At 56.2% G+C, this 12,001-nt stretch carries 12 protein-coding genes; 9 read left to right on the forward strand and 3 right to left on the reverse strand.

Going from position 1 to position 12,001, the window contains the following annotated elements:
- Window positions 1–5 precede the first annotated feature (5 nt).
- From nqrE to nqrM, 3 genes are read left to right on the forward strand one after another with little or no spacing between them, the layout of a single operon-like run.
- Complete coding sequence (nqrE, locus tag SOM40_RS04300) at window positions 6–602, forward strand: NADH:ubiquinone reductase (Na(+)-transporting) subunit E (protein ID WP_320530589.1); 597 nt, start codon at window positions 6–8, stop codon at window positions 600–602.
- 11 nt (window positions 603–613) lie between these two features.
- On the forward strand, window positions 614–1,837 hold the full coding sequence (nqrF, locus tag SOM40_RS04305) for an NADH:ubiquinone reductase (Na(+)-transporting) subunit F (protein WP_106995999.1): 1,224 nt from the start codon (window positions 614–616) through the stop codon (window positions 1,835–1,837).
- Window positions 1,837–2,052 (forward strand): (Na+)-NQR maturation NqrM, encoded by a 216-nt coding sequence (nqrM, locus tag SOM40_RS04310; protein WP_166181652.1) that lies wholly within the window; start codon window positions 1,837–1,839, stop codon window positions 2,050–2,052. Before nqrF ends, nqrM begins: the two co-directional genes overlap by 1 nt.
- Window positions 2,053–2,084: 32 nt before the next feature.
- Here nqrM and SOM40_RS04315 read toward each other — a convergent pair whose 3' ends face one another.
- Window positions 2,085–2,930, reverse strand: coding sequence for a glycerophosphodiester phosphodiesterase family protein (locus SOM40_RS04315; RefSeq protein WP_106995997.1), 846 nt, complete (start codon window positions 2,928–2,930; stop codon window positions 2,085–2,087).
- 159 nt (window positions 2,931–3,089) lie between these two features.
- Here SOM40_RS04315 and dinB point away from each other — a divergent pair, with 159 nt between their 5' ends.
- Entirely contained in the window at window positions 3,090–4,148 is a 1,059-nt protein-coding gene (gene dinB / locus SOM40_RS04320) for a DNA polymerase IV (RefSeq protein WP_261643815.1), read from the forward strand.
- Between the two features lie 78 nt (window positions 4,149–4,226).
- Here dinB and pepD read toward each other — a convergent pair whose 3' ends face one another.
- Entirely contained in the window at window positions 4,227–5,684 is a 1,458-nt protein-coding gene (gene pepD / locus SOM40_RS04325; RefSeq protein ID WP_106995996.1) for a cytosol nonspecific dipeptidase, read from the reverse strand.
- A gap of 260 nt (window positions 5,685–5,944) precedes the next feature.
- On the opposite strand from pepD, the gene gpt reads away from it, so the two are divergent.
- The 3 genes from gpt (at window position 5,945) to crl (ending at window position 8,206) form a co-directional block, all read left to right on the forward strand.
- Complete coding sequence (gpt, locus tag SOM40_RS04330; RefSeq protein ID WP_106995995.1) at window positions 5,945–6,403, forward strand: xanthine phosphoribosyltransferase; 459 nt, start codon at window positions 5,945–5,947, stop codon at window positions 6,401–6,403.
- A 99-nt stretch (window positions 6,404–6,502) separates the two neighbouring features.
- The gene (frsA, locus tag SOM40_RS04335; RefSeq protein ID WP_261641714.1) at window positions 6,503–7,747 is read left to right on the forward strand and encodes an esterase FrsA; all 1,245 of its coding nucleotides are present in this window, start codon (window positions 6,503–6,505) and stop codon (window positions 7,745–7,747) included.
- 57 nt (window positions 7,748–7,804) lie between these two features.
- The gene (gene crl, locus SOM40_RS04340; protein ID WP_106995993.1) at window positions 7,805–8,206 is read left to right on the forward strand and encodes a sigma factor-binding protein Crl; all 402 of its coding nucleotides are present in this window, start codon (window positions 7,805–7,807) and stop codon (window positions 8,204–8,206) included.
- Window positions 8,207–8,274: 68 nt separating this feature from the next.
- Here the strand turns inward: crl and phoE are convergent, their stop codons facing one another.
- Entirely contained in the window at window positions 8,275–9,327 is a 1,053-nt protein-coding gene (phoE, locus tag SOM40_RS04345; RefSeq protein ID WP_106995992.1) for a phosphoporin PhoE, read from the reverse strand.
- A 304-nt stretch (window positions 9,328–9,631) separates the two neighbouring features.
- On the opposite strand from phoE, the gene proB reads away from it, so the two are divergent.
- Both proB and proA read left to right on the forward strand, forming a co-directional pair.
- Entirely contained in the window at window positions 9,632–10,735 is a 1,104-nt protein-coding gene (gene proB / locus SOM40_RS04350) for a glutamate 5-kinase (RefSeq protein WP_032616689.1), read from the forward strand.
- 10 nt (window positions 10,736–10,745) lie between these two features.
- Window positions 10,746–11,999: a glutamate-5-semialdehyde dehydrogenase gene (gene proA, locus SOM40_RS04355; protein ID WP_320530590.1), complete on the forward strand. Its 1,254-nt coding sequence runs from the start codon at window positions 10,746–10,748 to the stop codon at window positions 11,997–11,999.
- Window positions 12,000–12,001: the final 2 nt, after the last annotated feature.

Below are 12,001 nucleotides of genomic sequence, written 5' to 3' on the forward strand. Positions count from 1 at the left end.
CGACAATGGCTCATGACCTGAGTTTGTTTGTGCGGGCGGTGTTTGTTGAAAACATGGCGCTCGCGTTTTTCCTCGGCATGTGTACGTTCCTCGCCGTGTCCAAAAAGGTGTCGACCGCCTTCGGCCTGGGCGTTGCCGTTACGGTGGTGCTGGGGCTGTCGGTGCCGATCAACAACCTGGTCTTTAACCTGGTGCTGCGCGACAGCGCGCTGGTGGATGGCGTTGATCTGAGCTTCCTCAACTTCATCACCTTCATTGGGGTGATCGCGGCGCTGGTGCAAATCCTCGAGATGATCCTCGATAAATACTTCCCGTCACTCTACACCGCGCTGGGCATCTTCCTGCCGCTGATTGCCGTGAACTGCGCCATTTTCGGCGGCGTGTCGTTCATGGTGCAACGTGATTACAACTTTAGCGAGTCGGTGGTCTACGGCTTCGGCTCCGGCATTGGCTGGATGCTGGCTATCGTGACGATGGCGGGCCTGCGTGAAAAAATGAAGTATGCCAACGTGCCGGCCGGGTTGCGCGGCTTAGGGATCACCTTTATCACCACCGGTCTGATGGCGCTGGGCTTTATGTCCTTCTCCGGTGTGCAGCTGTAAGGGCAAACTGTATGGAAATTATTCTTGGCGTGGTGATGTTTACGCTGATCGTGCTGGTGCTCTCGGGGCTGATTCTGGTGGCGCGGTCAAAGCTGGTGAATTCCGGCGATGTGATCATTGAGATTAACGATGAGGCGGATAAGCAGATCCGCACCCCTGCGGGTGACAAGCTGCTGAATACGCTCTCCGGCAATGGCATTTTTATCTCTTCTGCCTGCGGCGGCGGTGGCTCCTGCGGGCAATGCCGGGTCACGGTCAAAGAGGGGGGCGGCGATATCCTGCCGACCGAACTGTCGCACATCAGCAAGCGTGAGGCGAAAGAGGGTTGTCGTCTGGCCTGCCAGGTGGCGGTGCGTCAGAACATGAAGATTGAGCTGCCGGAGGAGATCTTCGGCGTGAAAAAGTGGCAGTGTGAGGTTATCTCCAACGATAACAAAGCCACCTTCATTAAAGAGCTGAAGCTGCGGGTGCCCGATGGCGAAGACGTGCCGTTCCGCGCGGGTGGCTACATTCAGATCGAATGCCCGGAGCATACCGTCGCCTATAAAGACTTTGACGTGCCGGATGAGTACCGCGGCGACTGGGATAAATTCAACCTGTTCCGCTTTGTCTCTGAGGTTAAGGAGCCGACGCTGCGCGCCTACTCCATGGCCAACTACCCGGACGAGAAGGGCATCATCATGCTCAACGTGCGTATCGCCACGCCGCCGCCAGGCGTACCGGATGCACCGCCGGGGATCATGTCATCCTATATCTGGTCGCTGAGAGCGGGCGATAAGGTAACTATCTCCGGTCCGTTTGGTGAGTTCTTTGCCAAAGAGACCGATGCCGAAATGGTATTCATCGGTGGGGGGGCCGGGATGGCGCCGATGCGCTCGCACATCTTTGATCAGCTTAAGCGTCTGGGTAGCAAACGTAAGATCAGCTTCTGGTACGGCGCCCGCTCGCTGCGGGAGATGTTCTATCAGGAGGAGTTTGAACAGCTGGCGCGGGATAACCCAAACTTCAGCTTCCACATTGCGCTGTCCGATCCGCTGCCGGAAGATAACTGGACCGGTTACACCGGGTTCATTCATAACGTGCTGTATGAAAATTACCTCAAACACCACGCTGCTCCGGAAGACTGCGAGTTCTACATGTGCGGGCCGCCAATGATGAACGCCGCGGTGATCAAAATGCTGCAGGATCTCGGCGTGGAAGATGAGAACATCATGCTGGATGATTTTGGAGGCTGATGATGGTGACCTTCCTGCTGACCTTCGCGATCTTTGTGCTGGTGATATTTGGCATGTCGCTCGGCTGGCTGATTAAGCGTAAAAGCATTCAGGGCAGCTGCGGCGGCATCTCTTCGCTGGGGATGGAGAAAGTCTGCGACTGCCCGGAGCCGTGCGACGCGCGTAAAAAGCGCATGGAACGCGAAGCACAGCGCCAGCAAAACCGAATCCTCTGAACGAAACAGGCCGCAACAGCGGCCTGTTTTTTTTACTTAACCCACGCTCTGGCCTGGGCCGGAGAATCCACCATCACCCCATCGGCCCCCAACGTTTGGGCTTTCTGATAATCCTCAGCGGAGTTAACACCAAGCAGGATCACATGGGCATTCCCCTGTGAGCGGAAACAGTCCATCGCCTCCTTATCCCATGTCAGGGTAGCCGGGGAGATACCATCCCCCAGTGTGAATTTCTCCACCACTTCCACCTTGCGATTCAGCTCCAGCCCGTACCAGTACGCATCCATTTTCTTTGCCGGGGTCTGGCAAACGTGGTTCAGGGAGATATTCGCCAGCCGGGTGCGGGTTTCACTCCGGGTGACAAAGCGCGGCACCTCTGCAGGCAGAGCATCCAGATAGCGATCCTCTGTGGAATAGACGCGAACACGCGCCAGGCTGTTGGTCTCTTTCAGCACGCCAAGCAGCTGTTTGCCCATCTCAGCCGGATCGGCGTCGGGGGATTTAATATCGATGTAAAAGTGTACGTCAGGCCAGCGTTCCAGTACCGCTTTCAAGGTCGGAATGGTGGTTCCGGCGACCTTTTCTTTCCATTTTGCACCGGCATCAAAGGTCGCCAGCTCGGCCTGGGTGTACTGAGAGACGTTGCCCTTTGCTGCGGTTAACGCGCTGAGATCGCTCGGGCGATAGAGAACGGGCACGCCGTCACGGCTGAGCTGCACGGTGACCCAGATCGCCTGAGCGCGGTTTTCCAGCGCAAGCTGGATGGCCGGAAGCGTATTCTCCGGCGCATCGGCGGTTCCCCCGCGGTGAGCGATAATTTGTGGGCTGGCCCAGGCGGAGGTCGTTAGCAGAAGTGAAGCGATAATCATCTTTTTCATGAATAATTTTCCATTTTAAATCATGTAATTCAATGAGTTGTAAATGCCCAATGGCTTATCCTTGTACCACGGTTTAATGACAGAAGTGCGACAGTAAATCTGCTGACGCATTTTTTGCACTTTGTTATACTGTGCATAATTACAGGTGTGGTGAAGATGATGCGCAAAATAATCCATGTCGATATGGACTGTTTTTTTGCTGCGGTGGAAATGCGGGATAATCCGGCGCTACGGGATATCCCCATTGCCATTGGCGGTAGTCGTGTGCAGCGCGGAGTGATCAGTACCGCGAACTACCCGGCACGTAAATTTGGCGTGCGCAGCGCCATGCCGACCGCGATGGCGTTAAAACTCTGCCCGCACCTCACCTTGTTACCAGGCCGTTTCGAGGCCTACAAAGAAGCGTCCCACCATATTCGTGAGATCTTCTCCCGCTACACTTCCCTGATCGAACCCCTGTCGCTGGACGAAGCCTATCTGGATGTCACCGACAGCCTTCACTGTCACGGCTCCGCCACGTTGATGGCCCAGGAGATCCGTCAGACGATTTTTGATGAACTGCAGCTCACCGCCTCGGCGGGCGTCGCGCCGGTTAAATTTCTCGCCAAAATCGCCTCGGATCTCAATAAGCCCAACGGCCAGTATGTGATCACCCCTGACGAAGTGCCGGCGTTTATCAAAACGCTGCCGCTGGGCAAGATCCCCGGCGTAGGGAAAGTCTCTGCGGCAAAGCTGGAGAACCTGGGGCTGCGCACCTGTGAAGATGTGCAGAACAGCGATCTGGGGATGCTGTTAAAGCGCTTCGGTAAGTTTGGCCGGGTGCTGTGGGAGCGGAGCCAGGGCATTGATGAGCGCAATGTTAACAGCGAGCGGCTGCGTAAATCGGTGGGGGTGGAACGCACCCTGGCGGAGGATATTCATGACTGGGCAGACTGCGAAGCCATTATCGTCGGGCAGCTCTATCCTGAGCTGGAGCGGCGGCTGGCGAAGGTCAAACCGGATCTGCTGATTGCCCGCCAGGGGGTAAAACTCAAGTTCAACGATTTTCAGCAAACCACCCAGGAGCACGTCTGGCCGCGGCTGAACAAAGAGGATTTGATTGCCACCGCGAAGAAAACCTGGGAAGAGCGTCGGGCAGGGCGGGGAGTACGGCTGGTGGGGTTGCATGTCACGCTGCTGGATCCGCAGCTGGAGCGGCAGTTAGTGCTGGGGCTGTAAAAAAGCCCGGTGGCGCTGACGCTTACCGGGCCTGGGTATTTCTCCCTCTCCCTGTGGGAGAGGGCTGGGGTGAGGGGATTACTTCGCCGGGATCGCTTTCAGCAGTTCGGTCAGCAGGGTCCAGTAATGGCCCACGCTTTCGATATGCACCTGCTCATCCGGAGAGTGAGGACCGGTAATGGTCGGCCCGATGGAAACCATATCCATATCCGGGTACGGTTTCTTGAACAGACCACACTCCAGACCCGCGTGGATCACCTGAATGTTCGGCGTGCTGTTGAACAGACGCTGATAGGTTTCACGCACCAGCGCCATCACCGGTGAACTCGCATCTGGCTGCCAGCCCGGGTAGCTGCCTTTGGCGACGGTTTGCGCGCCAGACAGTTTGCCCAGAGATTCCAGCATGCTCACCACGTACTCTTTCCCGCTGTCGATCAGGGAGCGGATCAGGCAGATAATCTCTGCGCTGTCGTCAGCCATGGTCACCACGCCGACGTTCAGGGAGGTTTCTACCACGCCTTTCGCCACGTCAGAGTTGCGGATCACGCCGTTTGGCGTAGCGTTCAGCAGCTGAACAAAGCGGTCGCGGGACTGTTCAGTCAGCGCAGCTTTATCCGTCGTAACCGCTTCCAGCACCACGGTCAGGTTCTTCTCTTTCGCTTCCAGTTCGTTTTTCAGGATATCCAGATAGACGGTGGAGAGCTTTTTCAGCGCATCGGCTTTGTCTGCGGCAACGGCCACGGTGGCAAAGGCTTCACGCGGGATCGCGTTACGCAGCGTACCGCCGTTGAAATCCACCAGACGCAGATCCAATTCGGCAGCATGACCGGCCAGGAAGCGGGCCAGCAGCTTGTTGGCATTGCCTAACCCTAAGTGAATGTCACCGCCGGAGTGGCCGCCTTTCAGCCCTTTCAGCGTCAGCTTGAAGGTCTGGAAGCCTGTCGGGATCGCTTCACGAGTCAGCGGCAGGGTGGAGATAAAGTCGATACCGCCCGCGCAACCCATGTAGATTTCGCCTTCCTCTTCGGAATCGGTATTGATCAGGATATCCGCCTGCAGCCAATTCGCCTGCAGACCAAAGGCGCCATCCATCCCGGCTTCTTCGGTCATGGTCAGCAGCACTTCCAGCGGACCATGCTCAACGCGATCGTCTGCCAGTACCGCCAGCGCAGAGGCCATACCGATACCGTTATCGGCACCCAGAGTGGTGCCGCGGGCTTTGATCCACTCGCCGTCGATGTACGGCTGAATCGGATCTTTGGTGAAATCGTGAACGGTGTCGTTGTTCTTCTGTGGAACCATGTCCAGGTGCGCCTGGAGCACAACCGGTTTACGGTTTTCCATCCCGGCGGTGGCAGGTTTACGGATCAGAATGTTGCCAACCTGGTCGCGTTCGGCGTGCAGCCCTTTTTCCTTCGCCCAGCCCATGATGTGTTCGGCAAGCTGTTCTTCGTGATAAGACGGGTGAGGAATGGAGCAGATTTTGGCAAAAATATCCCACAGCGGTTGTGGCGATAACTGAGACAGTTCAGACACAGTAAGTCTCCTTGTCGATGGCCTGCAGACAATGTTGCAGGTCACGGGGTTAGCAGGTTTAGAGTTACCACAAGTCAGACTTGCGAGGTGGGTTCGAGAATACCACTTTCTCTGTCGGCTGGTAGGGGTTAGCAAGTAAAAACTCCGGGCCGGGCCGCTTAGCACTGGTTTTTAGTGCTTCAGATCTCTATAATCTCGCGCAACCATTTTCCCCCTCGAACACTTTTTAAGCCGTATATAAACAGGCTGGGACAATTCACATGAGCGAAAAATACATCGTCACCTGGGACATGTTGCAGATTCATGCACGTAAACTGGCTGCACGCCTGATGCCATCTGAGCAGTGGAAAGGCATCATCGCGGTTAGCCGCGGTGGCCTGGTACCGGGGGCATTGCTGGCACGTGAGCTGGGTATTCGCCATGTCGATACCGTGTGCATCTCCAGCTACGACCACGACAACCAGCGTGAGCTGAAAGTGCTGAAACGCGCTGAAGGCGATGGTGAAGGTTTCATCGTGATTGACGATCTGGTTGATACCGGCGGTACAGCAGTCGCCATTCGCGAAATGTATCCAAAAGCCCATTTCGTTACCATCTTCGCTAAGCCAGCCGGTCAGCCGCTGGTTGACGATTATGTGATTGATATCCCGCAGGATACCTGGATCGAGCAGCCATGGGATATGGGCGTAGTATTCGTCCCACCTATTTCAGGCCGCTAATCCATACATTTTTAACGCCCGGTGATGCCGGGCGTTATTTTTTTCGCCCTTGTCGCGTTACAATGATGCCCTCTGACGTATCTTAAGAGGCAGCGCGCAATGTCCCAGGCGAATCTCAGCGAAATTCTCTTCAAGCCCAAATTCAAACACCCGGAAACCTCGACGCTGGTTCGTCGCTTCAACAGTGGCGTACAACCGTCAGTGCAATCGGCGCTGGATGGCAAAAACATCCCGCACTGGTATCGCATGGTTAACCGTCTGATGTGGATCTGGCGCGGCATCGATCCTCGTGAAATTCTGGATGTGCAGGCGCGTATCGTGATGAGTCAGGCCGAACGTACCGACGACGATCTGTACGACACGGTGGTAGGCTATCGCGGTGGCAACTGGATTTACGAATGGGCAACCCAGGCGATGATCTGGCAGCAAAAGGCGAGCCAGGAAGAAGATCCCTTGCTAAGCGGCAAGCACTGGCTGCATGCCTGTAACCTCTACAGCATTGCGGCTTACCCGCACCTGAAAGGCGACGAACTGGCCGAGCAGGCGCAGGCGCTGGCGAACCGCGCCTACCAGGAAGCGGCCCAGCATCTGCCGGGTCAGATGCGCGAACTCACCTTTACCATCCCTGGCGGCCCGGCGGTGACCGGCTTCCTGCATATGCCCGCAGGCGACGGCCCCTTCCCGACGGTGATGATGTGCGGCGGCCTCGACTCGTTGCAAACCGATTACTACAGCCTGTATGAGCGCTACTTAGCCCCGAAAGGGCTGGCGATGCTGACCCTCGACATGCCGTCAATCGGCTTCTCGTCCAAGTGGAAACTGACTCAGGATTCCAGTTTGCTCCACCAGCATGCCCTCAAGGCGCTGGAGCAGAATCCGTGGGTGGATCATACCCGGGTGGCGGCGTTTGGCTTCCGCTTTGGCGCTAACGTCGCCGTGCGTCTGGCCTATCTGGAATCCTCACGCCTGAAAGCGGTGGCCTGTCTGGGGCCGGTGGTGCATGCGCTGTTAAGCGAACCTGCGCGGCAGGGCAGCGTGCCGGAAATGTACCTCGACGTGCTGGCCAGTAGCCTCGGCATGCACGATGCCTCCGACGAGGCGCTGCGCGTGGAACTCAATCGCTACTCCCTGAAAACCCAGGGCTTACTGGGCCGTCGTTGTCCGACGCCGATGCTCTCTGGCTTCTGGAAAAACGATCCCTTCAGCCCGGAAGAGGAGTCCCGCTTAATCACCTCGTCATCTGTCGATGGCAAGCTGCTGGAGGTGCCGTTCAATCCTGTGTATCAGAATTTTGACAAGGCACTGCAACAGATAGCGCGCTGGATCCATCAGAGATTGAGTTAAGAGATTGCTAATTTTTGGTGTTTTGGTACAACAGTGGCTTCATAAAAGGAGATCGCAATGACGTTACCGAGTGGACATCCCAAAAGTAGAATGATCAAGAAGTTTATGGCTCTTGGCCCCTACATCCGCGAAGAGCAGTGCGAAGAGAATCGCTTTTTTTTCGACTGTCTGGCCGTTTGCGTTAACGTAAAGCCATCGCCGGAAAAGCGCGAATTCTGGGGATGGTGGATGGAAATGGAAGCCGAAGCGTCACGCTTCACCTATAACTACCAGTTTGGCCTGTTCGATAAAGACGGTCACTGGCAGGCGACGGCGATTAAGGATCCTGAAGTGGTTCAGCGCCTGGAGCACACCCTGCGTGAATTCCATGAGAAAGCCCGCGCGCTGCTGGCGACGTTCGATCTGAAACTCGAGCCTGCGGATGATTTCACCAACGAACCGGTGAAGCTGACCGCTTAACGTCCGGCGTAAAAAGCAGACAATAAAAAAACCCGGCCATCCAGCGCCGGGTTTTTTATTTCGCTCAATCAGAACTGGTAGGTCATGCCCAGGGCCACGATATCATCGCTGCTCACGCCCAGTTTATTGTCGTCATCAATCTGGTTGATTTTATAATCAACAAACGCGGACATATTTTTGTTGAAATAGTAGGTCGCGCCGACGTCGATATATTTCACGATATCTTCATCACCGATGCCTTCAATATCCTTGCCTTTAGACTGGACATAACCCAGGGAAGGGCGCAGACCAAAGTCAAATTGATATTGAGCAACCGCTTCGAAGTTCTGTGCTTTATTGGCGAAGCCACCGGAGATTGGCGTCATATTGCGCGTTTCGGTATACATGGTCGCCAGGTAAATGTTGTTGGCGTCATATTTCAGACCGGTGCCCCAGGCTTCGGCTTTTTCACCTTCACCACGTGCCAGCAGGTTCTGGGCATTGGTGCGGTCAGAGTTGGTGTAGGCGCCGCTGATGGCGAAGTCGCTGCCGCCGAAATCATAGGTCAGCGCCGTACCGAAACCGTCACCGTTCTGTTTCTTCGCTTCACGGCCTTCGTTTTTACCCTGATATTGCAGGGTCAGGTCCAGACCATCAATGGCACCGAAGAAGTCGGTATTACGGTAGGTAGCCAGGCCGCTGGCGCGTTTGGTCATGAAGTTGTCGGTCTGCGCGGAGGAGTCACCGCCGAATTCCGGGAACATATCGGTCCAGGCTTCGACGTCGTACAGGGCGCCGAGGTTACGACCGTAGTCGAATGAACCGAAGTCTTTCAGCTTGATACCGGCGAAGGCCAGACGGGTTTTTTGTGTCGCGTCGCTTTCGGCTTTATTGCCGGAGAATTCAGCTTCCCAACGGCCATAACCGGTCAGCTGTTCGTTAATCTGGGTTTCGCCTTTAAAGCCGAAACGCACATAAGTCTGGTCACCATCTTTGGCATCATCATCGCTGAGATAATGCATGGCTTTTACTTTACCGTACACGTCCAGTTTATTGCCGTTTTTATTAAATACTTCGGCTGCCTGTACAGATGAAGTTGCTACAACGCCCATGACCACTAATGCCAGAGTACTCTTTTTCATTTTCAATCCTGGTTTCTTATAAACGCGCTAATATTCGCTGAACAGTCAGCTCAAGCTTATGTTCCGTGAAAAAACAGGAAGGGTTTTAACGTTCTGAAATGAACGTTTTATGACAAATACAGAATAAGTTTAAAAAAGCGTATTTTTTTATTTCAGTAATAAAAGTGTCAACGTTTGCCGCTACGCTTCCTGATCCCGCGCAACAAAGTGCCAGCCTGCGTGTTATGGCGGTTGGCAACGGGCCCCAGTCCTGATAAAAAGTCTGATTGATATCATTTCCCTTATTATTAAACGGCAGAGAATCATGAGTGACAGCCAGACGCTGGTGGTAAAACTCGGCACCAGTGTATTAACAGGCGGATCGCGCCGCCTTAATCGCGCCCACATTGTCGAACTGGTGCGCCAGTGCGCACAGCTGCATGCCGCAGGGCACCGTATTGTGATTGTGACCTCCGGGGCGATTGCCGCCGGGCGTGAACATCTGGGCTACCCCGAACTCCCGGCCACCATTGCCTCCAAGCAGCTGCTGGCTGCCGTCGGACAAAGCCGACTGATTCAACTCTGGGAACAGCTGTTCTCTATCTATGGTATCCACGTCGGGCAGATGCTGCTGACCCGCGCCGATATGGAAGACCGCGAGCGTTTCCTCAATGCCCGCGATACCCTGCGCGCGCTGCTGGATAACAACATCGTGCCGGTCATTAACGAGAACGACGCGGTCGCCACCGCCGAAATTAAGGTTGGCGACAACGATAACCTCTCGGCGCTGGCCGCCATTCTGGCGGGTGCGGATAAGCTGCTGCTGCTCACCGATCAACAGGGGCTGTTCACCGCTGACCCACGCACCAACCCGCAGGCCGAGCTGATCACCGATGTGAAAGGCATCGACGATGCGCTGCGTGCCATTGCGGGCGACAGCGTCTCTGGCCTTGGCACCGGCGGGATGGGCACCAAACTGCAGGCCGCCGACGTGGCGTGCCGGGCGGGTATCGACACCATCATCGCCGCCGGCAGCCGTCCGGGCGTGATTGGCGATGTGATGGAAGGCATTTCGGTTGGAACCCGTTTCCACGCCGAAGCCACCCCGCTGGAAAACCGCAAACGTTGGATTTTCGGCGCGCCGCCTGCCGGGGAGATCACCGTTGATGAAGGTGCCACCGCCGCGATTCTGGAACGAGGCAGCTCATTGCTTCCAAAAGGAATTAAAAACGTGACAGGCAACTTCTCCCGTGGTGAAGTGATCCGTATCTGTAATCTGGAAGGGCGCGACATTGCCCACGGCGTGTGCCGCTACAACAGCGACGCGCTGCGCCGTATTGCAGGCCACCATTCACAGCAGATCGATGCCATTCTCGGCTATGAGTATGGCCCGGTTGCTGTCCATCGCGACGATATGATCACCCGTTAAGGAGCAGGACATGCTGGAACAAATGGGCGCCGCTGCCAAAGCCGCCTCGTACAAACTGGCGCTCCTTTCCAGCCGCGAGAAAAACCGCGTGCTGGAAAAAATCGCAGAGTATCTGGAATCACAATCCGCAGAGATTTTACGTGCCAACGAACAGGATTTAGCCGAAGCGCGCGACAACGGCCTGAGCGAGGCGATGCTCGATCGCCTGGCCTTAAACCCCGCGCGCCTGAAAAGCATTGCCGACGATGTGCGTCAGGTATGCAGCCTGGCCGATCCGGTTGGGCAGGTGATTGACGGCGGGCTGCTGGACAGCGGTCTGCGCATTGAACGTCGCCGCGTGCCGCTCGGCGTAATTGGCGTGATCTACGAAGCACGACCTAACGTCACCCTTGATGTCGCTTCTCTGTGCCTGAAAACCGGTAACGCTGCCATTCTGCGCGGCGGGAAAGAGACCTGGCGTACCAACGCTGCAACGGTAAAAGTGATCCAGCAGGCGCTGGAAGAGTGCGGCCTGCCGGCCGGTGCGGTACAGGCGATTGAAAGCCCGGATCGTGCCCTGGTCAACGAGATGCTGCGGATGGACAAATACATCGACATGCTGATCCCGCGTGGCGGGGCAGGGCTGCACAAGCTGTGCCGCGAGCAGTCGACCATCCCGGTGATCACCGGCGGTATCGGCGTATGCCATATTTTTGTCGATGAGACTGCTGAGATCGAACCGGCCCTGAAGATCATCGTCAACGCCAAAACCCAGCGTCCGAGCACCTGTAACACGGTGGAGACGCTGCTGGTGCATCAGCATATCGCCGAACGCTTCCTGCCTGCATTGAGCCAGCAGATGGCGCAGAGCGGCGTCACCCTGCACGCCGATGCCAATGCGCTGACGCTGCTGAAAGCGGGCCCGGCGAAGGTTGAGGAAGTGAAAGCAGAGCAGTATGACGACGAGTTTTTGTCGCTGGATCTGAACGTGAAAGTGGTTGCCGATCTGGACGACGCCATCGCCCACATTCGCGCCCACGGCACTCAGCACTCGGACGCGATCCTCACCCGTACCCTGAGCAACGCTAACCGCTTTGTGAACGAAGTGGACTCGTCTGCCGTCTACGTCAACGCCTCCACCCGCTTTACCGACGGCGGCCAGTTTGGCCTCGGCGCCGAAGTGGCGGTCAGCACCCAGAAGCTGCACGCGCGCGGCCCGATGGGGCTGGAAGCCTTAACCACCTACAAGTGGGTCGGCTTCGGCGACGATACCATTCGGGCGTAATC

Origin of the sequence: Leclercia sp. CFBP8987 (genome assembly GCF_034044995.2) — a bacterium.
Classification (GTDB): Bacteria; Pseudomonadota; Gammaproteobacteria; order Enterobacterales; family Enterobacteriaceae; genus Enterobacter; species Enterobacter tamurae.